The following is a 23,559-nucleotide window of genomic DNA, read 5'->3' on the forward strand; positions in this document are numbered from 1 at the left end:
GCAACCTCCATTCCTTGGGGAGACCGGGCTGGTTCCAACCCGGCTGGTGCTGATCGCGTAGGACTCGATCACTCGCTGAGCGACCGAGCGGCGTGAGCCAGGAATCCCCCTCCGTTGCGAGGGGGAGGGTTCAAAGCGTTCCGTGTGCGTCGGCGGCGACGGCCGGGCCGGGGACGGCGGCAGGACGCGCGGCCTCCTCCTCCCGGGCCCGCTTCGGCCGCACCAGCAGCACCAGCCCGCCGAGCAGCCCGCCCGCGCTCGCCCCCACCAGAGCGGTCACCGCCCAGGACGCCGAGGAGGGGGCGGTCGGCTCGACCGCCCGGGCGAACTGCTGGAGCTCGACGTTGGTGGTGGCCTGGGAGCTCTTCGCGTGCTGGGTCAGCGAGCGGGAGACCGCGTTGGCCATGTCGGCGGCCAGGTCGGGACGCGAGGAGGTCGCCGTGATCGAGACCATCGGGGCGTCCGGCGAGGTCGCCGTCTGCACACTGCGCTGAAGCGTCTTCACCGGCACGCCCGCCCACACCTGCGCGTCCCCGAGCACCGCGAGCTGGGTGGCGACCCGGCCGTAGGCCTGCGCGAAACCGAGCGCGGACGCCGGGTCGGACTTCTCGGTGGGGACGGCGACGACATAGGCGGTGGCCGTGTACACGGGCGGCTCGACGGCCCCGTACACGCCGCCGAGCAGGCCGCCGACGACGGCGCCGGCTGCGAGCAGGGACCACGGCGGGAGCGTCCTGGCGCGGCGCAGGGCGGCAGGACGACGGGGGTTCTCGGTCATGGGGAACTGACTCCCTGGGGTGTCGGGGTAGTTGGGGAGAGCAGGGGTGGTCCGGAAACGGTGGCCGCGTACACGTCCATGAGCTGGGCGGCGCTGCGGGTGATGTCGTAGTGGCGGGCCGCCTCGGGCGCGGTGCGCGGGCCGGCGGGACGCGCGCGCGCCTCGGTGAGGGCGTGGACGAACGCCTCGGCGCCGCCGCTCACCCGGCGGGCGTCCGCCGTCGCCCGGGCGGGCAGGTGTTCGATCGCGGGGCAGGAGGCGTAGAGCACGGGCAGCCCGCAGGCCAGCGCCTCCACGATCGCCAGGCCGAAGGTCTCCTCGGGGGAGGGGGAGACGAACAGGTCCATGGCGCAGATGAGGGAGGGCAGATCGGGGCCGGGGGTGCCGTCGGGGACGCTGGGGCGTTCGCCGGTGAACAGGACGCGGTCGGCGACCCCCGCCTCGTGCGCGGTGCGCCGCAGCACGTTCTCCTCGGGGCCGCCGCCGACCAGCAACAGCCAGTGGTCGGGGGGCAGCCGGGCGAGGGCGTGGAGGACGACGTCGAAGCGTTTGGCGGCCGTGAGACGTCCGATGCCGCCGATGACGCAGGCGTCGTCCGGCAGGCCCAGGCGTCGGCGGGTGCGGTGCCGGGCTTCGGGGTCGAAGCGGAAGCGGGCCAGGTCGATGCCGTTGGGGACGACCTCGATCCGGGGGGCCGGGACGCCCCAGCTGCGCAGCCGGTCGGCGACGGTCGGGGAGACGGCGACCGTGGTGCGGCCCAGCCGCTCGCTGGCGAGGTAGAGCGCACGCACCCCCGAGGTCAGCTTTCGTCCCTCCAACTGCGAGGCGCCCAGGGAGTGTTCGGTGGCGACGACGGCGCGCACCCCCGCGAGCCGCGCCGCCAGCCGGCCGTAGACGCAGGCCCGGTAGAGGTGGGTGTGGACGAGGTCGTAGCCGCCGGAGCGGATGAGCCGGACCAGCCGCGGCAGCGCGCCGAGGTCGCGGTTGCCGGCCATGCCGAGGTGCACGACCCGCACCCCGTCCGCGGTCAGCCCGTCGGCGACCGACCCCGGGTTAGTCAGCGTCACCACGTCGCAGTCGACCGGCAGGTGGCGCAGCAGCAGCCGCAGTTGCTGCTCGGCGCCGCCGACGCCCAGCCCCGTGATGATGTGCAGCGCCTTCACCGCAGCCCCTCCACGGGACGCCGGCGCAGCCGGTGCAGCCGGTATTTCAGCAGCAGGCGCAGCGCGTTGTCGTTCTCCCCGATGTGCACGCGGGGCAGGGCGTGCAGGCCGTTCAGCCTTCCGGGGTCGATCGCGCAGGCGTAGCTGTAACCGGCTTCCCGGACGGCGTCCATGGCGCGCCGGTCGATCGTCCCGTACGGGTAGCAGAAGCCGGCGATCTCGGTGTCGAGGAGTGCGGTGAGGGCGGCGCGGCTCTCGACGGTCTCCGCCTTGAGGGTGAGGTCGTCGGCCCGGGTGAGGTCGACGTGGGTGAGGCCGTGCGAGCCGATCTCGACGCCCTCGTAGGCCGCGCGGCAGATGCCGTCGGCGGTCAGCAGGGGCTTGCGCGGGCCCAGCGGGTCCCAGGCGTTGTCGCCGCCGAGCCGGCCGGGCAGCACGAAGAGGGTGGCGTTGCAGCGGTGCCGGCGCAGCACGGGCAGGGCGTCGGTGAGGAAGTCGGCGTAGCCGTCGTCGAAGGTGAGACCGACGAGGCCCTGGCCCTTGCCCTCCGCGCGGGCGGCGAGGAGCCGGCTCATGGAGACGCCGCGCAGTCCGTGCCGGCGCAGCCACATCAGCTGCTTCTCCAGCCGTTCGGGGGTGACGGTGATCTGGTACGGGTCCTCGGGGCAGTCGTCGACGGAGTGGTACATCGCCACCCACGGGACGGAAGTGCGTCTGCTGGTGTCAGAAGCGGCCATGGGAGAGCCTTCGGGTCGCGGAACGTACGGAACGGAGGGCGGAGACGATGCCCTGGGCGTCCAGGGCACGGCCGAGCAGCAGATAGACGGCGGTCACGGTGAGCCCGCCGGCGGCGAGACCGGCGAGCGGGTCGGCGAACCGCGCGGCGGCGAAGCCCCCGGCCAGGGCTGCCGCCAGAGCCGCCGACACCGGCCGGCTCAGCTCGCGCAGCACGCCCGGGACGCTGACCGGGACGCTGCGCGGACCCATCCCGGCCAGCAGCACCAGCGCGGAGACGGTGATGCCGGTCGCGTTGGCGGCGGCGATCCCGTACACGCCCCAGGCGTGGACGCTCAGCGCGCCGATCAGGGAGGTCACGGCGATCCCGGCGGCCATCGAGCCCACCGGGTACCAGGAGCCGCGGCCCGCCGAGAAGTAGGAGCGGACCAGGACGCCCACCAGGGTCTGGCCGAGCAGTCCGAGCGCGTACACGCGCATCACGCCGGCCGTCGCCGCCGTGTCCCGCGCGGTGAACGCGCCCCGCTGGAACAGCACCTCGACGATCTGCGGCGCGCACGCCACCACGGCGGCCGCGCCCAGCAGCACGATGCACGCGGCCAGCGCCAGGTCCCGCTCCACGCGGCCGCGGGCCCGCTCGGTGTCGCCCTCGGCCAGTGCCCGCGCGACCACCGGGAAGGTGACCGTGCACACCATCACCGACAGGATCATCGGCATCTGCGCGACCTTCTGCGCGTAGTTCAGATGCGAGATGGCCCCGGCCGGGAGGTGCGAGGCGAGGAAGCGTTCGATGAGGACCTGGGACTGCCGGCACAGGGCGAACAGGAGCACGGTCGTCAGCAGCGCGGTGTCCAGCGGCCGCGGCTCCGCCTGCCCGGCGGCCACCCCCGCGCCCGCCTCCCGCTTCCTCAACTGCCCCAGCAAAGACGGCAGTTGTACGACGACCATCAGCAGTCCGCCCACCGCGACCCCGACCGCCGCCGACCGCACCCCCCAGCGCCCGCCGAGCACGAACATCCCGGCGATGATGCCGACGTTGTAGGCCACGTAGATCGCCGCGGGCGCCAGGTACCTGCGGTGCGCGCGCAGGGCCGCGCTGCAGTACCCGGCGAGCCCGAAGCTCACCACGCAGGTCGCGGTGAGCCGGGTGCAGTCGACGGCGAGCGCGGGGTCGGGCAGGCCGGGTGCGAGGACCCCGACCAGCTGCGGGGCGATGCCGATGAGCAGGGCGCCGACCGCGACGAACGCCAGCGACAGCCGGGGGAGCGTACCGGCGACCAGCGCGCGGACCGGGTCGCCCGGGGCGCCCTGGGAGCGGCGGGCCAACGCCATGCTGAACGCGGGGATCAGGGCGAACGCCAGCCCGTCCTCGATGAGCAGCGTGGCCGCGAACTCGGGCACGGTCCACGCGACGAGGAACGCGTCGGTGTCCCTGCCCGCCCCGAACAACCGGGCCAACGCCTGATCCCGCACCAGCCCGAGCAGCGCCCCGGCCACGGAGAGCACAGCGGTGACAAGAGCGGCCCTGGCGAGAAAACCCCGCGAGGGCGGAGAGACATCGGCACCGCTCCCACCCGCGGCCTCACCCGCGTCGCCGCCCACGTCCTCGCCCGCGTTCGGGTTTCCGAGTACCTTCGCGGCCGCTTCTTCGGCGGCCACGCCGACCGTGCTTCCGATCGTCTCCGCGGCCGTGTCCTTGGCCGTCGCCCCGGCCGTGCCGTCGGCTGCCGTGGTGGCCGTGATCCCCGGCGATGTCCCGGCGGCCTCCCCTGCGGCGTTTTCAGTGCCCTTCCCGGTGGTCTTCCCAGCGCCCTTCACGGTCGTCCTCTTTGGCGCCCCTTCCGGTCGGGGGGCGGGTCGTGCCGGTGGGACGGTGGTGGGGTCGGTCGGATGGGGGAGCCGGGGAGGCATCGGCTTCATCGGGTGCGGGCCTCCTCGCGGGGGCTGCCGTCGGCGTCGGCGCCGACCAGCGCCCACCAGGCCGCCACCCCGAAGACGACCGCGGTCAGGACGGTGGAGGGGCCGCCGATGTCGGCGTACATGAAGTCGATCAGCTGCCAGAGCAGCAGGCCGCAGGCGACGAGCGCGCAGTCGAGGCCGGGGCCGCGGCGCCGGACGCGGAACCAGCCGCGCAGCCCGCACGCCAGCAGCGCCAGCCAGCCGCCCGCGAGGGCGAGCAGCCCGATCAGGCCCTGCTCGGCGAGGACCAGCAGGTACATGTTGTGCGGGGAGAGCAGCGGCTGCCGTACGAAGGCCGAGCCCGCGCCCCCGGTGTCGCTGCCGGAGGACAGCGCGAGGGAGGCGTGCGTGTCGCGGTGTGCGGGGAAGTCCTTCAACCCGACGCCGGTGAGCGGCTGTTCGCGCCACATGCCGACCGCCGCCGCCCACATCGTGTACCGGTCGGTGACCGACTGGTCGGGAGCGTCCGTGACCTGCGTGATGCTGCTGACGCGCTGCTGGAGCATCGCCGAGCCGACGCCGACGCCGCCGACCAGGACCACGCCGGCCGCGACCGCGACCGCTCCCACCTTCAGCGCGCGCCGCAACCCGGCGAGGGCCAGTTGGATCGTGCAGGTCAGCGCGGTCGCGATCCACGCGCCCCGGCTGAAGGACAGCGCGAGCGGCGTCAGCAGCGCGAGCGCGCAGCCCGCGGCGATCGCCCGCTGCCGCGGCGAGGTCCGGCCGAGCGCCAGCCCGACCGCGCAGATCAGCCCGAACGACACGACGGTCGCCATGCCCATCACGTCCTGCGGTCCGAACGTGCCGACCGCCCGGATGTCCTCGCCCTGGTAGGAGGCGCCGGTCCCGGTGACGAACTGATGGACGCCGACCGCCCCCTGCCACCCCGCGAGCCCGACGAACGACCAGGCCAGCACCCGGAAGTCGGACCGGTCACGGACGAGGAGGACGACGGCCGCCGGGACGAGCACGAAGATCTGCAGATAACGCCCGAGCCCGGTGAGCCCCGAGCCTGGCGAGGACGCGCCCAGCGCGGCGAGCGCGACCCCGACGACCGGCAGTCCGAGGACCACGGCGGCCGTCCGGGACAGGGGGCGCCGCCGCTGGCGCAGCAGCCGTACCGCGCAGAACAGCACGACCAGCGCGGACAGGGCGTCGGCCGGCCCGGCGCCGCCCTCGGCGCCGGGGGCGGGCGGCAGCCCGAGCAGGGCGACCACGGCGACCAGGGGCAGGACCGGTGACAGGGCCCGGGCGCGCGGCACGGACAGGGCGAGGGTCATCGGCGGGTCAGCTCCCGGTCGGTCGCACGAGGGAGGCCGCGGTGCGCAGCAGGATGCAGACGTCCTGCCACAGCGACCAGTTGTCGATGTACGCGTTGTCGAAGCGGGCCCGGTCCTCGATGGAGGTGTCGCCGCGCAGTCCGTGGACCTGGGCGAGGCCGGTGATGCCGGTCTGCATCCGGTGGCGGGCCGCGTAGCCCGGGTAGGTCTGGCTGAACTGGCTGACGAAGAAGGGGCGTTCGGGTCGCGGCCCGACCAGGCTCATGTCGCCGCACAGGACGTTGAACAGCTGGAGCAGCTCGTCCATCGAGGTCCGGCGCAGGAAGCGGCAGAAGGGGCTCATCTCCCGCTCGCCGGCCACGCTCCAGCGGGTCGCGGCCTCGTGTTCGTCGACCGGGCTGTGGGTGCGGAACTTCAGCAGCGTGAAGGGCCGGCCGTCCTTGCCGATGCGCTCCTGCCGGAAGACGATCCCCGGCCCGTCCGTCAGCCGCAGCACCGCCGCGCACACCAGCAGCAGGGGGCTCACCAGCAGCAGCAGCGTCCCGGAGGCCGTGACGTCCAGCACTCGCTTGCCGAGGCTGCCCTGGCGCCGGGCGCCCAGGTCGAGGCGTCGGCAGGAGAACCCGGCGAGCTGCTCACGGCTCGCGTACGAGGGGGTGTCGGCGTCGACCTCCCACACCGTGCAGCCCGACTCGGCGAGCGCCCGCAGCAGCGGGCCCTGCACGGTGCGCACGGCCGGGTGGACGCACAGGACGTCGCGGACGCCGTTCTGGATGAGGGCCCGCTGCACCTCCTGACCGGTGGTCAGCACCGGCAGTCCGTCGGCGCCGTCGGGGCGCTCGGTGACGATCCCCACCGGTCGTACCCCGCAGCGCGGGTGGCGCAGCACGGCGGCGGCGACGCGCTGCGCGGTCGTGGCGGGGCCGATGACGAGCGCGGCGTGCGGGCGGCGCAGCAGCGCCCGGCGGCGCCGCCGGTGCACGACCGCGCGGCCGGCGCACGCCGCCGCGGCCTGCGCCGTGCACCCGAGGAGCAGGGTGTGGGCCGAGAGCGCGTGCGCGGGGATCCACGCTGCGACGAACGCCCCCAGCGCCAGCCAGGCAACGGCGATCCGGCCGCAGACGGCGGGCAGTTCGTCCAGCACCCCCGTCACCGGGCGCGGACGCTGCGGGCGCAGCAGCATCGTGGCGGCGACCAGCAGGGCCACCAGTAACGGGCGGCGCTGCGCCCCGGTCAGTGCCAGGGCGCCCAGCGACGCGGCGAGGCCGTCGGCGAGCAGCAGCGGCAGCGGCGACACGGGCCGCGCGGAGGGCCGCCGGGCGGGGAACCGGAATCCCGCTGCGCTCTCCCGCCGCGGAATGACCGAGACGGGTGAGTATCCGGGCTGCGCGCCCGGGGAAGGGACGGTGCTTTCCGCAGTCACGAGTGGATGGACTCCCTGCACTCGGGGGGCGCGACGCGCGCCCCTTCCGTGGTCGTGAGCAGCTCTCGGTACACGTCCGCGACCGCCTCGGCCGTGCGCCGCACGTCGTGCGCGGCCAGGACGTGAGCGCGTCCCCGGTGGCCGAGCGACTCGCGCAGCAGTGGGTCGAGGAGCAGTGCGGCGACGGTGTCGGCCAGCGCCGCGGGGTTCTCGGCGGGTACCAGACAGCGGGCGGCGAGCGGGTCGGGCAGGCTCTCCCGGGCGCCGTCCACGTCGGTCACCACGACGGGCCGCCCACAGGCGAGTGCCTCGAGCGGGGCGAGCGCCATGCCTTCCCAGCGAGAGGGCAGTACGACGAGGTCGGCGGCCTGGTACCAGGGCACGGCGTCGGCGACGGCGCCGGTGAACAGCACGGACTCCGGGGCGCAAGAGCGCAGTTGTTCCCCGTCCGGGCCGTCGCCGACCAGCACCAGCCGGGCGCCGGGCACCTTCCGTGCCACGTCCGCCCACGCCGCCAGCAGCACGTCCTGCCCCTTCTGCCGGCACAGCCGCCCCACGCACACCACCAGGGGTGCGGCCGGGGCGAGCAGCGGGAGGAGGCCGGCCCGTACGGTGTCGACGGGGGCCGGGTGGAAGCGCTCGGGGTCGATGCCGTTGGGGACGACGCTCCACCGCCCGGCGATCCGGGCACGTTCCCCGGTCGCGCGCTCCGCCTCGCTCACACAGAGCAGCCGGTCGGCCCAACGGGCCCCGTACCGCTCCCAGGTGAGCGCGAGGGCCGCGGTGGGGCCGCCGACCGCCTCGAAGGACCAGGCGTGCGGCTGGAACACGGTCGGGATCCGCCCGCGCACCGCGAGCCGCCCGGCGAGTCCGGCCTTGGCGCTGTGCGCGTGCACCAGATCGGGGCGTACCTCGTCGAGCAGGCGTCCGAGCCGCCGTACCTCACCGGGGAGCGAGGGACCCGGAGCCCGTGCCGCCGCCCAGTGCCGTACGTTCGCGCCCAGTGCGCGCAGGTTCTCGGAGAGGGGGCTGTCGGGGCAGGCCACGGTGAGATGCAGGCCGGCCGCGAGCTGGGCCCGCGCCAGGTCCGTGACGACCCGGGCGACCCCGCCGTCCACGGGCTGGGTGAGGTGCAGGACCCGGGTTCTGTCGTCGGGTTCTGGCTGGTGCATGGCGCGGTTTCCTCGCTCACGGTGGCGCTCGGGACGTGCGGGAACGCGCTTGACTACTTCTTTCGTGTGTCGACGGCGACGAAGAGCGCCCCGGCCCACGCCGCGTCCCGGGTGGAAACGAGCCGAACGGCAAGCTGGTCACCGCCGCGCCGCAAACCCCGGCCGAGATCGAACACGTCGGAGTCGTAGCCGAGGGTGTTGACGTACGCCGGTACACGCGCCGCCGGAGCCGCCCCCGGCTCGCTGATCGTGGAGTTCAACACATCGTCAGATGGATTGACCGGGTTCGTGAGCGCGGTGGCCGCCCGTCCATCGGTCGAGAACATGAGCGAATCACCCGTTCGGCCGCGGTCGCCGTCGTACCCGACGAGCCCGGCCCGGCCGCCCGCACCCGCGGGGATGTCGAGCCCGCGCAGCCGGATCTCCGTCGCGGCGGTGGCGCCGGAGGGGGAGCCGAGGGTGTCGAAGCCGTCCCACAGCGCCAGGTGCCGCAGCGGCTCCGCCGGGTTCTCGTACGCCACCACCAGCGTCCAGCCGCCCCAGGCGCCGGCCGCCGATCTGCCCATGGCCACGTTGATCTGCGCGACCGTGTACAGGCCCGGGCCGCTGTCGCGCACCAGGTCGGTGACGTCGGCGGAGGCCTGGAAGGCGTCGGCGCCCTGGGCCACCCGGTGGCCGACGACCGTGTCCGCGGGCACCGCCTTGTACTGCCCGCCCGGCTCGGCGATCAGCACGCGCGCGTTGTCCGCGGGCGGCTTCTGCTCGCCGACGCGCAGGTTGCCGCCCCAGTACAGCCGCGCGTACGACACCCGCGCGCCCCGGGGGAGACGGACCTCGGCGCTGGAGGAGTTGTAGGTGTTGGGGTCGTCGTCGACGTCGACGTAGAACATGTCGAAGTCGTTGTTGACGCCGGTGCCGCCCTTGCGCACGGCCGGGCAGGCGCGGGCGGCCCGAGGGGTCGGCGAGGTGCGGCAGCTGATCGCCGCGTTGGCCGCGCGGACGATCCCGCCGTGCTGTGTCGCACGGTAGCGCTGCGCGAAGGGGATGCTCTCCGCCTCGGCGACGGGCGCGGCGCCGATCGCCCCCGCACTGCCCGGCGCCCAGACCGAGGCGAGGGCGAGAACTCCGGCCGTCGTGCCGCGCAGCAGCGGCCCCAGGGAAATGCGCATGACCGGCGGTGCCCTTTCGGAAAGACCGTGGAGTCGGTGTCTGTCGATATCCATCGATGCCTGCGGTGCTATTTGCTGGCTGTCGGAGTGCAGCGGGCGAGGCGCAACTCTAACCAGTATCCGGACTAATACGCTGATACCGGTCAAGTGTGTCGGGATCGTGAAGTCCGGCCCGTCGTGGCGTCACTCGAATGGCTGCGCAACTCCGGGGAATCGTGCGCGTTGACCTCAGTGCCGGGCACCCCGCCCGGGTGTTTGTGTCAAAACCTCAAGGAGCACCTCTCCATGTCGCGTATCGCGAAGGGCCTGGTCCTGACCTCCGTTGCCACCGCGGCCATCGCCGGCGCCTCTGGCATCGCCGTTGCCGACAGTGGCGCGGAGGCCGTCGCCGCGCACTCCCCTGGCGTGCTGTCCGGCAATGTCATCCAGCTGCCGCTGCACGACCAGACCAACACCTGCGGCAACTCCACCGACGCGACCGGCCTGCTGAACCCGGCGTTCGGCACCACCTGCGTCAACGGCTGACGCCACGCCGCGCTTCGTCGAGCGGCCGTCCTCCCCCCTAGGAGGGCGGCCGTTGGCGTTGTCCCGAAGGGAGGCGGAGCCAGGACCCCGGCCGAGAATCCTCGACGGGCCGCTCTTGGCAGGCTTTCCGGCCGCTCCTTGAATTCAGCACCCGGCAGGGCCTTCTCGCTCGGGGAGAGGGCTTCTGCCGGGGGTGCTCGAGATTTCCTGCACACGGGGTTTCCGCTTCCGGCGGGACTCGTTGTGCATGGCGTCAGACTTCCCCTGGTGACTTGAGTTGCCGAGTCGCCGAAGAAAGGAACCCGATGAAGTCCCTGAAGGCCGCCGCTGTCATTGCCGGGTCCATGGTCCTCGCCGGTGCCGCCGCGCCCGCGTTCGCCAACAACGCCGCCGATCTCACGCCCACCAGCCTCACTGGCGCGGTGAACACGCTCACCAAGGGTCCCCTCGCCCTCGACGGTGCGGACGTGACGCGGATGCAGCACCAGTCGAACGCGCTCGACACCGAGAACAAGGACTCCGTGCTCAGCACCGTCAAGGGCGCGACCGGCACTCTCAACAACCCCAAGCCGCTCCTTGGCGGACTGCCCCTGAAGAGCTGAGACGTCCTTCCCGCAGGGCCGGCGCCGTGTCGTACGGGCCGGCCCTCGGTGCGCTGTTCGAGCCGGGTCGGGAGGACCGTCCCTCGTTCGTGTGGAGCTCTGGTTGGGCGTCCTCCGCACGGGTGAGAACGCGCCCGGCCGCCCCCCGGGCCGCCGATAAGGTCGCGCGGTGACCCCAACCCCAAGCGCAACCCGCCCCTTCCGCGCGGCCGACCTGGGCACCCTCGTCGTGATGCCATGGAGCGGCGAGGCCCCCGACGGCGGCGACATGCCCTATCTCCTCGCCTACTCCCTCGGCGACGCCGCGGACGGCCCCGCGGCGACGGCCGCGGCTGTCGAACGCCTGCTCACCGACCACGGCCTGCCCGTCGGAGGGGACCTGGTCGACGGCGCCGTCCGGCCGAGTCTGCCGGTGACCCTCCTCGTCGAGGCGGGCCACGCCGTCCTGAACACGCCGAGCTTCAACGCCCAGTGCGTTCCGTCGCCCGAGTGGCTCGCAGCCGTCAAGAAACGTGGCTACGCCTATCTCGTCTTCACCACCCGGCCGTGGCCCGAGGCTGTGCCCGGCAAGCCCGTCGAGCCCGAGGAGCTGGCCGCGTTCGCGGGCGCCGAGGAGACCCTCACGGCCGCGGCACACGCCGTCCTGCCGGCCCGCAGCCTGCGCAGGTGATGGCGAGAGCCGGGGGTGACAGCAGGGCGGCAGTCGCGGGCGGCAGTCGCGCGCACATCGCCGGGAGCGGCCGCGCGTACGCCCTGTTCCTCGTCCTCACCGGTGCGGCGGGGCTGCTGGCCTCCTGGGTCATCACCATCGACGAGTTCAAGCTGCTGGAGGACCCCGGATTCACCCCGGGCTGCAGCCTGAACCCGGTGGTGTCCTGCGGCAGCGTCATGAAGAGCGACCAGGCCTCGGTGTTCGGGTTCCCCAACCCGATGCTGGGCCTGGTGGCCTACGGCATCGTCGTCTGCGTCGGCATGAGTCTGTCGGCCCGTGCAGCCTTCCCCCGCTGGTACTGGCTGACCTTCACGGCTGGCTGCCTCTTCGGTGTGGGGTTCGTGTCCTGGCTGCAGTTCGAATCCCTGTACCGGATCAACGCGCTGTGCCTGTGGTGCTGCCTGGCGTGGGTCGCCACGATCCTGCTGTTCTGGTACGTCGTCTCCTTCGACGTACGCCACGGGTTCCTGCCGGCGCCGGCAGCGTTGCGGACGTTCTTCGACGAGTTCAGCTGGGTGCCGCCCCTTCTGCACCTCGGAGTCGTCGGCATGCTGATCCTGACCCGATGGTGGGATTTCTGGACGGGCTGACCATCCAGCCGTCGCCCTGTCCGGCGGTTGCCTGTCGGTGCCGGGCAGTGACCACACGGACCGCCAAACGGTTACCGCTACGGACAACCGGACAGGACGAGGAGCACACCATGGTCGTCAACGCCGACGGAGTACCCGTCACCGCGGTTCCGCTGGGGGTGGTGAGTCGGCGCCCGGCCCGCGGCACTCGACGGAACCTGCTGCGCGGGCTGCTCGGCGCCGGCGCCGCGCTCGTGCTCGCCCCGGTCGTCGCCGCGTCCCAGTCCCCCGGCCCACAGGACGGGCCCGCGGACACCCCGCCCGGCTCCTTCGAGGAGACGTACCGCGGCAGGCGCCTTTGCGGCGTCCTCACGCCGGTGGATCGCGCGCCCGGCGACGGCCCCCGATGGGAGGTCACGGTCGACGGCCGTCCGCTGCACCTCATGCGTCGCGCGGACGGCACCTGGCTGAGCACGGTCGACCACTACCGCTCGTACGCCACCCCACTGGAGGCGGCCCGCGCCGCCGTCGACGAACTGGGCCCGGGAGAACAGCTGCGCGCCACCGGCGCCCCGAGGGACCACCCGCACCACGGATCAGACGGAACACGTGGGGCAGACGGAACACGTGGGGCAGACGGAACACGTGGGGCAGACAGGATGGACGGATCACACATGGGGGGACACCATGGTTTACACGCGTAAGGACGTCAGCACGCTCACCGGCGCCGAGCGGCGGCGGTTCGTGAAGGCGCTGCTGGAGATCAAACGACGGGGCGAGTACGACGAGTTCGTCCGCATGCACATCGAGCACTACGTCTCCGACGGCGAGGGCGGTCTGCGCACGGCCCACATGGCGCCCTCCTTCCTGCCCTGGCACCGGCGGTTCCTGCTGGAGCTGGAGAAGGCGCTGCGCCGGGTCGACTCCTCGGTGACGGTGCCGTACTGGGACTGGACGCGTGATCGTTCCAAAACCTCCGCGCCGTGGACCGAGGACCTGCTCGGCGGTGACGGTCGGCGCTCCGACCGCCAGGTGACGACCGGGCCGTTCGCCTACTCCGCCGGCAACTGGACGATCAAGGAGGGCGTTACGGACGGGGAGTTCCTCACCCGGGACCTCGGCCGCGCCCGCGACCCGATCGAACTGCCCACCAAGAGCGAACTGGAGTGGGCGCTGAAGGACCCGGTCTACGACGTCGCGCCCTGGGGGTCGACGGTCACGCAGGGGTTCCGCAACAAGCTGGAGGGGTGGGGGACCGGCCGGGGAAGCGTCGCCTGGCGCAACCACAACCGGGTGCACCGGTGGGTCGGCGGGGCGATGCTCGGCGGCGCCTCCGTCAACGACCCGGTGTTCTGGCTGCACCACGCCTTCGTGGACCTGGTGTGGACCCGCTGGCAGCAACGCCACCGCGACCACCGCTATATGCCCGCTGAGCCGCCGGGACCGAGGGACGGGCAGTACCGCCGGGTCGTCGCCCGACACGAGAAGCTGCCTCCGTGGGACGTGACGCCGGACCAGTTGGAGGAGATCGGCCGGATCTACCGGTACGCGTGACGTGCCGGGTTCACACTGTGCCGTGCACACCACGAGAGCCCCGGCGCTCAAAGCGCCGGGGCTCTCGTGGTGCGTACGACGGGCTGGTCAGTCGCCGTAGCCCGAACCGTCCTTGTCCTCGTAGCCCTTGTCGTGACCGCCCCTGTCGTGGTCGCCCTTGTCGAGGCCGCCGCCGCTGTTGACGCAGGTGTGGCCGAAGGTCGGGTTCAGCAGGCCGCCGACGCCGGTGCTGTTGCCGCAGGTGTTGAGCTGCGTGTCGACCGGAATCTGCACGACGTTGCCGGAAAGGACGCCCGGCGAGCCCACAGCCGCGCCCTGCGCACCCGCGTCCGCCATGGCCAGGCCGGCCCCTGTGACGACCACGGCGCTGGTGCCGAGGGCAACTGCGGCTGCCTTCGCGATGCGAGACATCACGTTCTCCTTAGTGAATTCGGATCGCGCGGCAGCAGGACGCGCCGCCGCACTCCCCGTTCAACGCCGCCGCCCTGGGCGAGTCACGGCATGGCCGTATGGATCACCCATTTTGAACAAGGAGGACGTACAACCGGATGCCTACGTGGGCTGGAGGTGGGACGCGACGAAGTCCGACAGCGTGGCGATGGACTGGAGGCTGTCCAGACTCAGGTCCAGGGCGGCCACGTCGACGCCGTAGCGTTGGTCGATCGTGCCGAGCAGGGTCACGCCGGCCAGCGAGGTGAGGCCGATCTGCGGGCCGAACAGGTCGGTGTCGGCGGGGAGTTCGGCGACGACCGCCTCGTCCAGGCGGGCGGCCTCGGCGATCAGCGAACGGAGCTCCTGTTCCACCGTCGCCCGGTCTCGGGTCTGCGTCACGCGTCGGCGTCCTCTCGGTCGGATACGTGCAGCCAGGCCGGCGGTGCCGGCAGGTCGCCGTCCAGGGTCCTGCCCAGGACCGCGGAATCGGGGTGGGCCGGGTGGGCGTCGTCCGTGCGGCGCAGGCCCGCCTGGCGGAGCAGGATGCGCATCTCCAGGTTGGCGTCGGTCGGGCGCAGGGTCACCCGGAACTCCTCGGCGCCCGCCGCACGGGCCCGCTCCATCAGCCGGAACAGGAAGGCCGCCGCCGCGCCCCGGCCGGCGACCCGGCAGGAGAGCGCGAGCAGCGGGACGGACCGGACGGCGGGAGCGGTGCGGTCGACAAGGGCGGCGCCGATGATGCCGTACGCGCCGAAACGGTCCGTCATGCGGGCCGTGTACAGCTCGTGTCCCGCCGAGGCGGCCAGGTCGCGCAGCCCGTCGGGGGTGAGGCCGGAGGAGTTCAGGCGGTGGGTGCGGGCGGCGAGTTCCAGGGCGCGGGGGATCTCGTCGGGCGTGGCCAAGCCGACCGTGAGGCGCATGTCGCACCAGCGCAGGAACTCCTCGCGCGAGCCCTGGAAGCGCTCGCCCTCGGCCCGGCGGGTCTCCTCGGTGCGGTAGCGGTGCACGCGCTCACGGGACTCGGGGGTGACCTCCCGGCCCTCGAACGCGGCAGCCAGCGCGGGCACGTCCTCGGGGGCGAGGGTGCGCACGCCCGGCAGCAGGGCCTCGACCTCGGCCCGCTCGTAGGGGGAGTCGTCGACCAGGACCAGGGCGTCCACCGCGATGCCGAGGTCCTTCGCGATCCTGCGCAGCGACTCGCTCTTGTCCTGCCAGGACACCTGCGGGGCGAGGAAGCGCGCACGCAGCTCCGGTACGGCGTCCAGCCGGTCCAGCACCGACGGCGCGCTGCGGCTCGCGATGCTGCTGAGCACGCCGTGGGCGGCCAGCGCGTCGACCGCGGCGAGCATCCCGGGGCGGGGCGTGGGCAGCTCGTCGGTGGGGGACTCCACGGCGATCTCGTCCCACAGGGTGCCGTCGAGGTCCCATACGACGCACTTGACGCGGTCGGGGTCGAAGGCGGTCACCGGTCCCCCTCGGGCAGGAACAGCTTCATGGACAGGCTCGTGGGGTCGAAGCCGAACTTGCGGTAGACCGTGCGCATCGGGACGTTGCCCACGTGCACCCGGCCGACGACCTCCGTGATGCCGTTCGCCAGGCAGAACTCCAGGCCCGCGGTGAGCAGGAGTTCCGCGACGTCACTGCGGTTGTCCACCGGGGAGACGGCCAGGGAGCGGAAGTTGGCGTAGCGGTCGCCGGTCATCGCGTTCTGGTTGATGCTCACCCAGCACCAGCCGACGGGCTCCTCGCCCGGCCCGTGGGCGACGATCATGCCCTCCTTCGACTTCTCCATGGCCCGGCCCAGCCGGGCCGCCCACCGCTCGGGGTCGTCGATGGCGTCCTCACCGAAGGAGACCCGGGCGATCTCGGCCTCGAACCGCCCGATGGCCGGCAGATCACGCTCGTCGGCCTGACGGGTGACGTACGGCCGCGCCCGCTCGGCGAGAGCGGCCCGGTCGGCGTCGGACGGCGCGCGCCAGCCGGGGGTGCGGGGGGCGGGAGCGACGGCGGGAGCGGCGCTGGGAGTGGGGGCGGGCGTCCTGACGGGGGCGGCGATGGGGGCGGGGGCCGGGCTCGGGGGCTGCTGGGGTGCCGTGGGTGTCGGTTCGTCCGCCGGGACCAGGCGGCCCGGGCGGAAGGGGCCCTTGCCGCAGTTCGGGCAGCCGTCGGCGCGCAGGGCGGCGACCGAGGTCCAGCGGGCGCCGGGGCCGACGCGCAGCCGCGTCTCGCACGCCACACACGTGTACTCGCGCTGCCGGGTCCGCTTGTCGCCGGTGTAGAGGGGGCCGCTGAACTCGCCCTCGTGGGAGGGGGCCGTCGAGGTGGTGGTGAGGAGGTGCTGGAAGAAGCCGACCCCGCCGAGGATGCCGCTGCCCTCGTACTCGTTGAAGTTGCGGATGTAGCCGTTGGTGACCAGGCCGAGCGCCATGATCTCCCGCTGTACCTCCAGCATCTCGTCCGGGCTCTTGCCGCCGAAGGAGAAGAAGACGCTGTGCGCGGGGCCGGGCCGCAGGCCCTCCACGGCACGGGAGAGGAAGAGCCGGGCGCCCTCGGGGGTGTACGGCGGGTCGGTCATGGCCACGTCGTGCTGCCGGTGCAGTTCGTCGGGCAGCGGCAGCCGCAGGTCGTGCCGGACCGTCTCCACACGGGTGCCGAGACCGGCCGACGCCTTCTGGATGTAGTCGAGGATCTCCGGCGAGATGTCCACGACGGTGACCCGCTCGACGATCGGGGCGCCCAGCACGTCGCCCACCACGGCGACGGCGAGGGAGACGAGGTCGTCGTCGCCGATCAGCAGCAGCGAGCCGCCCGGCAGCGCGCCCGCCGTGAGCAGCGCGAGCACCCGGCGCACCTTGGTCTCGGCCGTGCAGTGCGACTGGTCGATCGCCATGTCGGCGGCGGGACCCGCCTCCATGAGCGCCCGCAGCCGCGGCACGGCCTCCTCCAGCACGTCGGGGATGACCAGCTCGCGCCCGTCGCAGGTGCGGCAGGTGGCGTCGAGGGCGAGGTCCATGCCGAGCCGGGCGACGAGGTCCCGGCCGGTCTCCGTCAGCCGGGACGGACGCTCCTTGGTGACGAGGCCCCGGCGGCGCAGCTCGTTGCCCAGGGCCGCCACGATCGGGACGGGCAGGCCGGTCGCGCGGCTGAGGTCCTTCGTGGAGGCGGGAGCGAGGCGGCGCAGGGCGCGAAGGACCGACCGCACTCCGGGCGGGCCCTCCTGGAGCCGGACGGCGTCCGCGACTTCCGTGAGCACGGAATCGGCGGTGGTACTCCGAGGGTGCCGACGCGCGTTCGTCACAATGCTGCTCCAGGCAAGCTGATTGATGGATTCCGGGACTATCGAGTATACGGGCTGGTGGAGAGCCGTCCGGACCCGCTCGGGCAGCCGGGAAGGAGCGTGAATTCGGGTGGAATTCCAGTGCGTGAAAACAAATGCCGCGATATTCGTTCCGGAAGGCTTTTCCTAAAGGGTTTGCGTGCCCCGGTGCGCCCCGGATGCTACTCTGGGCACCACCGAGCGCCTATGTGAAAGGAGACGGGGGCAGCGGTTCGTCACCCCCGGTTCCCCATGACCAACTCCGCCAACCTCGCCACCGAGGGTATAAACGTCGACGATCTGTGCTCTTATGCCGTCGACGTATGGGTGAGCGACCACAGCATCCTGACCGACGAGGAGCGCCTCCTCCAGGTGCTGCGCACGGCTGCCGAAAAGGGAAACGCCACGGTACTCGGTGAGGCGTCGCACGTTTTCCCGAACGGCGCCGTCACCGCGATTCTCCTGCTTTCCGCCTCGCATCTGAGCATTCACACCTGGCCCGAATTCAGCCTGGCCAACGTGGATCTGCTCGCCTACGGCCGGCTGAACGGCGAGCGCATGATGCAGAGCGTCGAACTCGGCCTGTCGCCCACCCGCATCAACGTGACGCGCATGCTGCGCGCCGTGCACTGACCGTTCCCTCCGCCAGTCCCCGGGCCGGTCTCGTGTTCTGCGTGCAGGTCTCGTGGGCGCGTCTCGGCGACGCCCACGAGGGCCTGCTGCGGCTGCTGGACCCCCGGGAGCGCGGCCGCCACGACGCGACCGTCCGCCCCGACGACCGGGCCCGCTTCCTGGTCGGCTGCGCCCTGAGCCGGCTGCTGCTGGGCGAACTGCTCGGCGTGGCCCCGGCGGACGTGCCCCTGCGGCGCGTGTGCCCGCGCTGCGGCGGCCCGCACGGGAAGGCCCGGCTGGACGCCGCGGACCCGCCCGCGCCCTACGACTTCTCCGTCACCCACAGCGGTGCGGTCATCGGCGTCGCCGTGTGCCGGGGCGGGCAGGTCGGCCTGGACGTCGAGGAGGACGGCACTCCCCTCGACGTCGACAGCGCGGCGCGGGCCGCTCTCTCCGACACCGAGCTGGCCGCGCTGAACGCCCTGCCCCCGGCCGAGCGGCGGCCCGCCTTCCTGCGCGTCTGGACCCGGAAGGAAGCCGTGCTGAAGGCCCTCGGCGTGGGCCTCACCGTGTCGCCGCGCGAGCTGGAGGTGTCGGCGCCCGGTCTGCCGCCGGCCGTGCTCACCTGGCCCGGCCGGCCGTCCGTCGTCCGGCCCGAAACGGGCCTCGCGGACCTGGTCGTCGCCGGGACGCATCCCGCGGCGGTGGCCGTCACGGGGGCGGGCGCGAGCCGGGTGCGCGTCGAGCAGCGCGAGCGGTCCGGCCTGGTGGCCGGGTACGGCCGCTGACCCGCACCACGCCTGTGCGCTCGTGCGGGCCGCCGTTCTCACGCCGCGGCCACGGCGCCGTCCTCGGGACCCGTCGGCATCGTGCGCAGTCTGCCCACCGGGGACAGGATGATCGGGACGAGCATCGCCGCGGAGACCACGCCCGCGATCCACAGGGCGCCGTGCAGCCCCGCCACCGCCGCCAGCAGACCGCCCACGGGGCCGCCCAGCGCACCGCCGCCGTACAGGAGCATGCGCATCGCCGCCGTCATCCGGCCCATCAGGGCCTGCGGCGTGATGGTCTGACGCAGGCTCACGATGAGGACGTTCGAGACGCTGCTGCCGAAGTACTCCAGGAAGAACGAGGCGACGAACAGGATCATCAGCATCCAGCGGGGACCAGCCGCCGCCGGGATCAGCAGCGGGCCCAGGAAGATGATCGAGACCGACACCTGGTAGGCGCGGCCCACCGTCAGCCGGCGCACCACCATTCCGGACACCAGCGCGCCCAGCAGACCCCCCACGGCCGCCGCGCCCATGACGAAGCCGACCGCGGCCGCCGACAGGTCCTTGTCGCGCACGGCGTACAGCAGGAACAGCGACTGCACCATCGTCAGCAGGAAGTTGCAGGAGCAGCCGACGAGCCCGATCGCGCGCAGCCAGCGGTTGCCGAACACCCAGCGCAGGCCCTCGGCGAGTTCGGCGCGCAGCGGCCGCTTCTCGCGGGGCGTCTCCGGGGCGGGCTCGGGGGTCCTGATGATCAGCAGGGAGAGCACCGACACCGCGTAGGAGAAGGCGTTGGCGGTCATCGCGAAGGGTGCCGAGAACGCGCTCACCAGCGTGCCGGCCACCCCCGGCCCGGCGATGTCCGCCGACGACAGCGTGGCGTTGAGCTTGGTGTTGGCCTCCAGCAGACTGCGCCGGTCCTTCACCAGCACCGGGACGTACGACATCCAGCTGACGTCGAAGAGCACCGACGCCACCCCGACGCCCAGCGCCAGCGCGTACAGCAGCGGCAGGGTCAGCAGGTCGAAGTGGTAGAGGACCGGGACCAGGCCGATCAGCACCATCCGCACCAGGTTGGCGCCCAGCATCACCGGCCGCTTGCGCACCCGGTCCACCCACACGCCGAACAGCAGGGCCAGCCCCAGGAACGGCACCAGTTGCGTGAACCGCAGCAGCCCGAGCTGCTCGGCCCCCACGTCGAAGACCAGTACCGCGGTGAGCGGAAGCGCGAGGTTGGTGATCTGGGTGCCGTACAGGGAGAGCGCCTCGCCCGTCCAGAACACCATGAAGTCCCGGTGGTGCCAGAGCGAGCGGGGCGGACTGTCCGGCTCGGCCTCGGCGACCGTCTCGGCGTGGGTGCCGTGCTCCGTCATGCTGGCGTTGCCTCTCGTAGGGCCTGGTCGACGATGGCGCTGATGGCGGTCAGCCCGGGCTCCTGCCACACGGAGTGGTGGTCGCCGGGCACGGTGTGCTCGGTCAGCCGGCTCAGCCGGGGACGCCAGTCGAGCAGCCGCTCCTGCGACTCCGCGGCCTTGATCAGGATCGCGGGCCCGTCGTGGACCGACGCCACCGAGTGCTGCCGCAGGGCCACGACATGCGTGCGGAAGAGGGCGTAGCGCTCCAGCAGGAACTCCGCGTCGAACTCCTCGGGCACGACCCCGTCGCGCTCCACCACGGCGAAGATCTCGGCCGGCTCCGCCCCCGGCCGCATGTGTGCCAGGGCGGTGTCGACACCGGGCGCCCGGTCCCGGGTCACGCCGAGGAAGTCGTACAGGAAGTAGCGGGCGAGCTGGTCCTCGGGCGGCACCTGCTGGGTGCCGGGCAGTGCCGCGTCGACCATGACGAGCACGGGCACCTCTTCGCCCGCGGCGGCCAGCAGCCGTGCCATCTCGTAGGCGACGACCCCGCCGAGCGACCAGCCGAGCAGCAGGTACGGGCCGTGCGGGCGGGCCGCTCGCAGGGCGGCCGTGTGCAGCTCGGCCAGCTCCTGGATGGAGCGGGCGGGTTCGCAGACGCCGTCGAAGCCAGGTGCCTCGAAGCCGAACACGGGGCGTTCGGGGTCCAGTTGATGGGTCAGGCCCGCATAGCAGTAGGGCGAGCCGGAGACCGGATGGACGCAGTACAGAGGGGGCAGGCCGCCCGCCGCGCGAAGGGGGACGATGCTGTTGACGGAGAGTTCGGTCACTGCTCCGGAGCTCCGTTCGTGGTCGGTGCCGACCGCGCGAGCCGCTGGTCGATCTCGGAGGCGATGCCGCTGACGGTGTTCCCGCCGTACAGCAGCCGGACGTTCACCCTGACCCCGAAGTGCTTGGTGAGCCGGGTGACGGCACGCATGGCCTGCAGCGAGTTGCCGCCGACCGCGAAGAAACTGCTGTCCGCGCCGACCCGGGACACCGACAGCACGGTCGCGAAGACCTCGGCCACGGTCCGCTCGGTCGGCGTGACCGGCGCCGCATACGTCCCCTCGGGCTCGCCGACGGGCTCCGGCGGGGCCGGCAACGCCTTGCGGTCGACCTTGCCGTTGGGCGTCAACGGCAGCTCGGCCAGGACGAGTACGGTGCTCGGCACCATGAAGCGCGGCAGGGACCGCGCGGCGTGCTCGCCGACCGCCTCCGGCGACACGGTCCGGCCCGCCGCGGCGACCACATGGGCGACCAGCCGCCGGTCGCCCGACCCGTCCGGGTGCGCGGTGACGACCGCCTCCCGGACCGTGTCGTGGGCCCGCAGGACGGCCTCGATCTCGCCGAGTTCGATGCGCAGCCCGCGCACCTTCACCTGGAAGTCGGACCTGCCCAGCAGCTCGATCAGACCGTCGGGGCCGTAGCGGGCCACATCGCCGGTCCGGTAGAGGCGCTCGTCCCTCACCTCGCCGCAGGACCAGGTGAAGAACCGCTCCGCGGTCTGCTCGGGCCGGCCGAGATAGTCCCGGGCGAGACCGATGCCCGCCAGATGCAGCTCGCCGGGCACACCGGGCGGCACCGGCCGGCGTGAGTCGTCGAGGATGTAGGTGCGCTGGTTGGCCATGGGGCGCCCGTACGGGATGCTCGTCCAGCGCGGGTCGGTCTTCTCCACCTCGTAGAGGGTGGAGTGGATGGACGACTCGGTGGCCCCGCCGAGGGCGATGAAGCGCACGCCGGGAGCGAGCGCGCGGGTCCGGTCGGGCAGTGACACGGGGATCCAGTCGCCGCCCAGCAGCGCCAGCCGCAGGTCGCCGAGCGGCGGCGCGCCGACGCTGTCGAGGTGGGTGACGACCAGGTCCAGGAGAGCGGGCGCCGAGTTCCAGACGGTGACCCGGTGCGCGGCCAGCAGCTCCGCCCAGTGCTCGGGGTCCTTGGCCCGCTCCGGGTCCGGCAGGATCACGGTGCCGCCGGCGGCCGTCAGCCCCAGGAACTCGTAGACCGACATGTCGAAGCTGGGCGAGGACAGCGCGAGGACGCGGTCGCCGGGGCCCACGCCGAAACGGGAGTTGAGGTCCGCGATGTTGTTCATCACCCCGCGGTGGCGCAGGGCGATCGGCTTGGGGGCGCCGGTCGACCCGGAGGTGTGGATGACGTAGGCCAGGTCGTCCGGGCCGGCGCCGCCCCGCGGGTTGTGTGCCGGGCGGGCCGCGAGGAGGGCCTCGTCGCGGTCGAGGAGCACCACCGGACCGCCCGGCGTGGTGTCCGGCAGGGGGAGGCCGGCGGCCGGCCCGCTGCGGCTGATCACGGCCGTGCAGGAGGTGCCGGTCATCATCGCGGCGAGCCGCTGCTCGGGGTAGTCGGGGTCGAGCGGCACATAGGCGCCGCCCGCCTTGAGCACGCCCAGGACGGCGACCAGCAGGTCCCAGGAGCGCTCCAGGCAGATGCCGACCCGCCGGTCGGGGCCCACGCCCAGCTCGCGCAGATGGTGGGCGAGCTGGTTCGCCGCCTCGTTGACCTCGCGGTACGTCCACGTCCGGCGGCCGCTGTCGCCGTCGACACCGCCGCTGTCGTCGGCGATGAGCGCGGGGGCGGTGGGCGACTCGGCGGCGCGGGCCTCGAACGCGGTGTGCAGGCACACGTCGTGCGGCAGGTCCGTGTCGGTGGCGTTCCAGTCGACGAGGACGCGGTGCAGCTCAGTCTCCGGGAGCAGACGCAAGCGGGAGACCGGACGGTCCGGGGCGGCCAAACCGTCCGCCAGCAGGGTGCGGTAGCAGGCGAGCAGCCGGACCAGGGTGTCATGGTCGAACAGGGCGGGCGGATACCGCAGTTCGGCGGTGCGCGGGCCGTCGTCGGGCTCGCCCGGCGGGTGCAGTACGAGCTCGAACTCGTCCGGCTGCGCGGGGTCCGTGGCCGGTGTGCGGTCGGCGGCGGTGTCGCGGGCCAGCCCGGCGAGGGTGGACGCCGCGGTGACGGCGCAGGTCGGACGGACCGCGCCCGTCGTGGGGGTCCGCGCGGCGAACGCGAACTCGGACTGGCCCGTCCAGCGGTGCAGCAGCGCGGTGAACGCGGCCAGGAGGACGTCGTCCGGGGCGGTGCGGGCCGAGCCGTCGAGCCGCACCCGGGCGGAACCGGTGCGGTCCGGGGTGGTTCCGGGCAGCCGGGGCCGGTCCGTCGGCAGCAGGGCCGGGGGCGCCGAACGCGGAGCGGCCGGAGAGGAAGCAGAGGAGGAAGCCGGAGAGGAAGCAGAGGAGGGAGCAGAGGAGGAAGCCGGAGAGGAAGCAGAGGAGGGAGCAGAGGAGGGAGCAGAGGAGGGAGCAGAGGAGGGAGCAGAGGAGGGAGCAGAGGAGGGAGCAGAGGAGGGAGCAGAGGAGGGAGCAGAGGAGGA

The 23,559-nt window shown here is 73.1% G+C and carries 24 protein-coding genes; 9 read left to right on the top strand and 15 right to left on the bottom strand.

Annotation, left to right across the window (positions count from 1 at the left end; translation table 11 throughout):
• Window positions 1-130: 130 nt before the first annotated feature.
• The 8 genes from ACIBTS_RS17755 to ACIBTS_RS17790 all read right to left on the bottom strand — a co-directional run bounded on the left by ACIBTS_RS17755 (window position 131) and on the right by ACIBTS_RS17790 (window position 9,679).
• Window positions 131-778, bottom strand: a complete 648-nt coding sequence (locus tag ACIBTS_RS17755) for a lipopolysaccharide biosynthesis protein (RefSeq protein WP_399320327.1) — start codon at window positions 776-778, stop codon at window positions 131-133.
• Complete coding sequence (locus ACIBTS_RS17760) at window positions 775-1,941, bottom strand: glycosyltransferase (RefSeq protein WP_399320328.1); 1,167 nt, start codon at window positions 1,939-1,941, stop codon at window positions 775-777. Before ACIBTS_RS17760 ends, ACIBTS_RS17755 begins: the two co-directional genes overlap by 4 nt.
• Window positions 1,938-2,678: a polysaccharide deacetylase family protein gene (locus ACIBTS_RS17765; protein WP_319672055.1), complete on the bottom strand. Its 741-nt coding sequence runs from the start codon at window positions 2,676-2,678 to the stop codon at window positions 1,938-1,940. The genes ACIBTS_RS17760 and ACIBTS_RS17765 overlap by 4 nt, the downstream gene beginning before the upstream one ends.
• Window positions 2,665-4,494 (bottom strand): lipid II flippase MurJ, encoded by a 1,830-nt coding sequence (locus ACIBTS_RS17770; protein WP_399320330.1) that lies wholly within the window; start codon window positions 4,492-4,494, stop codon window positions 2,665-2,667. The genes ACIBTS_RS17765 and ACIBTS_RS17770 overlap by 14 nt, the downstream gene beginning before the upstream one ends.
• 98 nt (window positions 4,495-4,592) lie before the next feature.
• Window positions 4,593-5,915, bottom strand: coding sequence for an O-antigen ligase family protein (locus ACIBTS_RS17775; protein ID WP_399320332.1), 1,323 nt, complete (start codon window positions 5,913-5,915; stop codon window positions 4,593-4,595).
• A 7-nt stretch (window positions 5,916-5,922) separates the two neighbouring features.
• Entirely contained in the window at window positions 5,923-7,338 is a 1,416-nt protein-coding gene (locus ACIBTS_RS17780) for an exopolysaccharide biosynthesis polyprenyl glycosylphosphotransferase (protein ID WP_399320333.1), read from the bottom strand.
• A complete protein-coding gene (locus tag ACIBTS_RS17785; RefSeq protein ID WP_399320335.1) occupies window positions 7,335-8,510 on the bottom strand; it encodes a glycosyltransferase in 1,176 nt (391 codons plus the stop codon). The genes ACIBTS_RS17780 and ACIBTS_RS17785 overlap by 4 nt, the downstream gene beginning before the upstream one ends.
• Window positions 8,511-8,563: 53 nt before the next feature.
• Entirely contained in the window at window positions 8,564-9,679 is a 1,116-nt protein-coding gene (locus tag ACIBTS_RS17790; protein WP_399320337.1) for a DUF3344 domain-containing protein, read from the bottom strand.
• 285 nt (window positions 9,680-9,964) lie between these two features.
• Here ACIBTS_RS17790 and ACIBTS_RS17795 point away from each other — a divergent pair, with 285 nt between their 5' ends.
• The 6 genes from ACIBTS_RS17795 to ACIBTS_RS17820 all read left to right on the top strand — a co-directional run bounded on the left by ACIBTS_RS17795 (window position 9,965) and on the right by ACIBTS_RS17820 (window position 13,641).
• Window positions 9,965-10,204, top strand: coding sequence for a chaplin (locus ACIBTS_RS17795; protein WP_399320339.1), 240 nt, complete (start codon window positions 9,965-9,967; stop codon window positions 10,202-10,204).
• A gap of 305 nt (window positions 10,205-10,509) precedes the next feature.
• Window positions 10,510-10,806: a hypothetical protein gene (locus ACIBTS_RS17800; protein WP_399320340.1), complete on the top strand. Its 297-nt coding sequence runs from the start codon at window positions 10,510-10,512 to the stop codon at window positions 10,804-10,806.
• Window positions 10,807-10,975: 169 nt separating this feature from the next.
• Window positions 10,976-11,476 carry a DUF5949 family protein gene (locus ACIBTS_RS17805; protein WP_399320342.1) on the top strand — a complete coding sequence of 167 codons (501 nt, stop codon included), beginning with the start codon at window positions 10,976-10,978 and terminating at the stop codon, window positions 11,474-11,476.
• Window positions 11,476-12,108 carry a vitamin K epoxide reductase family protein gene (locus ACIBTS_RS17810; protein ID WP_399320343.1) on the top strand — a complete coding sequence of 211 codons (633 nt, stop codon included), beginning with the start codon at window positions 11,476-11,478 and terminating at the stop codon, window positions 12,106-12,108. The genes ACIBTS_RS17805 and ACIBTS_RS17810 overlap by 1 nt, the downstream gene beginning before the upstream one ends.
• 110 nt (window positions 12,109-12,218) lie before the next feature.
• Entirely contained in the window at window positions 12,219-12,791 is a 573-nt protein-coding gene (locus ACIBTS_RS17815; RefSeq protein WP_399320345.1) for a tyrosinase family oxidase copper chaperone, read from the top strand.
• Window positions 12,775-13,641: a tyrosinase family protein gene (locus tag ACIBTS_RS17820; protein ID WP_399320347.1), complete on the top strand. Its 867-nt coding sequence runs from the start codon at window positions 12,775-12,777 to the stop codon at window positions 13,639-13,641. The genes ACIBTS_RS17815 and ACIBTS_RS17820 overlap by 17 nt, the downstream gene beginning before the upstream one ends.
• 87 nt (window positions 13,642-13,728) lie before the next feature.
• Here ACIBTS_RS17820 and ACIBTS_RS17825 read toward each other — a convergent pair whose 3' ends face one another.
• From ACIBTS_RS17825 to ACIBTS_RS17840, 4 genes are all read right to left on the bottom strand, one after another.
• Window positions 13,729-14,052 carry a chaplin gene (locus tag ACIBTS_RS17825; protein WP_399320350.1) on the bottom strand — a complete coding sequence of 108 codons (324 nt, stop codon included), beginning with the start codon at window positions 14,050-14,052 and terminating at the stop codon, window positions 13,729-13,731.
• Between the two features lie 141 nt (window positions 14,053-14,193).
• Entirely contained in the window at window positions 14,194-14,472 is a 279-nt protein-coding gene (locus ACIBTS_RS17830) for a phosphopantetheine-binding protein (RefSeq protein WP_319677299.1), read from the bottom strand.
• Entirely contained in the window at window positions 14,469-15,539 is a 1,071-nt protein-coding gene (locus tag ACIBTS_RS17835) for an HAD-IIIC family phosphatase (protein ID WP_399320352.1), read from the bottom strand. The genes ACIBTS_RS17830 and ACIBTS_RS17835 overlap by 4 nt, the downstream gene beginning before the upstream one ends.
• Entirely contained in the window at window positions 15,536-17,326 is a 1,791-nt protein-coding gene (locus ACIBTS_RS17840) for a GNAT family N-acetyltransferase (RefSeq protein WP_399320354.1), read from the bottom strand. The genes ACIBTS_RS17835 and ACIBTS_RS17840 overlap by 4 nt, the downstream gene beginning before the upstream one ends.
• 315 nt (window positions 17,327-17,641) lie before the next feature.
• On the opposite strand from ACIBTS_RS17840, the gene ACIBTS_RS17845 reads away from it, so the two are divergent.
• Complete coding sequence (locus tag ACIBTS_RS17845; protein WP_079662176.1) at window positions 17,642-18,022, top strand: S-adenosylmethionine decarboxylase family protein; 381 nt, start codon at window positions 17,642-17,644, stop codon at window positions 18,020-18,022.
• A gap of 41 nt (window positions 18,023-18,063) precedes the next feature.
• Window positions 18,064-18,789, top strand: a complete 726-nt coding sequence (locus tag ACIBTS_RS17850) for a 4'-phosphopantetheinyl transferase family protein (protein WP_399320356.1) — start codon at window positions 18,064-18,066, stop codon at window positions 18,787-18,789.
• Window positions 18,790-18,827: 38 nt separating this feature from the next.
• On the opposite strand, the gene ACIBTS_RS17855 is transcribed toward ACIBTS_RS17850, so the two are convergent.
• The 3 genes from ACIBTS_RS17855 to ACIBTS_RS17865 are packed head-to-tail and all read right to left on the bottom strand — an operon-like array spanning window position 18,828 to window position 23,292.
• The gene (locus ACIBTS_RS17855; RefSeq protein ID WP_319675308.1) at window positions 18,828-20,147 is read right to left on the bottom strand and encodes an MFS transporter; all 1,320 of its coding nucleotides are present in this window, start codon (window positions 20,145-20,147) and stop codon (window positions 18,828-18,830) included.
• A complete protein-coding gene (locus tag ACIBTS_RS17860; RefSeq protein WP_399320359.1) occupies window positions 20,144-20,959 on the bottom strand; it encodes an alpha/beta fold hydrolase in 816 nt (271 codons plus the stop codon). The genes ACIBTS_RS17855 and ACIBTS_RS17860 overlap by 4 nt, the downstream gene beginning before the upstream one ends.
• A complete protein-coding gene (locus ACIBTS_RS17865) occupies window positions 20,956-23,292 on the bottom strand; it encodes an amino acid adenylation domain-containing protein (protein ID WP_399320361.1) in 2,337 nt (778 codons plus the stop codon). Before ACIBTS_RS17865 ends, ACIBTS_RS17860 begins: the two co-directional genes overlap by 4 nt.
• A gap of 25 nt (window positions 23,293-23,317) precedes the next feature.
• Between ACIBTS_RS17865 and ACIBTS_RS17870 the strand changes: the two genes are divergently transcribed.
• A partial coding sequence (locus ACIBTS_RS17870; protein WP_399320362.1) for a hypothetical protein occupies window positions 23,318-23,559 on the top strand: 242 nt, incomplete at its 3' end.

It is taken from the genome of Streptomyces sp. NPDC050121, assembly GCF_044460385.1.
GTDB classification, from domain to species: Bacteria; Actinomycetota; Actinomycetes; order Streptomycetales; family Streptomycetaceae; genus Streptomyces; species Streptomyces soliscabiei.

What these genes read in the sequence shown, in the direction of transcription:
- ACIBTS_RS17800 (WP_399320340.1), top strand. Translation starts at nt 10,510, where the DNA reads ATGAAGTCCCTGAAGGCCGCCGCTGTCATTGCCGGGTCCATGGTCCTC.
- ACIBTS_RS17815 (WP_399320345.1), top strand. Translation starts at nt 12,219, where the DNA reads ATGGTCGTCAACGCCGACGGAGTACCCGTCACCGCGGTTCCGCTGGGG.
- ACIBTS_RS17755 (WP_399320327.1), bottom strand. Translation starts at nt 778, where the DNA reads ATGACCGAGAACCCCCGTCGTCCTGCCGCCCTGCGCCGCGCCAGGACG.
- ACIBTS_RS17820 (WP_399320347.1), top strand. Translation starts at nt 12,775, where the DNA reads ATGGTTTACACGCGTAAGGACGTCAGCACGCTCACCGGCGCCGAGCGG.
- ACIBTS_RS17790 (WP_399320337.1), bottom strand. Translation starts at nt 9,679, where the DNA reads ATGCGCATTTCCCTGGGGCCGCTGCTGCGCGGCACGACGGCCGGAGTT.
- ACIBTS_RS17855 (WP_319675308.1), bottom strand. Translation starts at nt 20,147, where the DNA reads ATGACGGAGCACGGCACCCACGCCGAGACGGTCGCCGAGGCCGAGCCG.
- ACIBTS_RS17775 (WP_399320332.1), bottom strand. Translation starts at nt 5,915, where the DNA reads ATGACCCTCGCCCTGTCCGTGCCGCGCGCCCGGGCCCTGTCACCGGTC.
- ACIBTS_RS17810 (WP_399320343.1), top strand. Translation starts at nt 11,476, where the DNA reads ATGGCGAGAGCCGGGGGTGACAGCAGGGCGGCAGTCGCGGGCGGCAGT.
- ACIBTS_RS17765 (WP_319672055.1), bottom strand. Translation starts at nt 2,678, where the DNA reads ATGGCCGCTTCTGACACCAGCAGACGCACTTCCGTCCCGTGGGTGGCG.
- ACIBTS_RS17795 (WP_399320339.1), top strand. Translation starts at nt 9,965, where the DNA reads ATGTCGCGTATCGCGAAGGGCCTGGTCCTGACCTCCGTTGCCACCGCG.
- ACIBTS_RS17845 (WP_079662176.1), top strand. Translation starts at nt 17,642, where the DNA reads ATGACCAACTCCGCCAACCTCGCCACCGAGGGTATAAACGTCGACGAT.
- ACIBTS_RS17785 (WP_399320335.1), bottom strand. Translation starts at nt 8,510, where the DNA reads ATGCACCAGCCAGAACCCGACGACAGAACCCGGGTCCTGCACCTCACC.
- ACIBTS_RS17825 (WP_399320350.1), bottom strand. Translation starts at nt 14,052, where the DNA reads ATGTCTCGCATCGCGAAGGCAGCCGCAGTTGCCCTCGGCACCAGCGCC.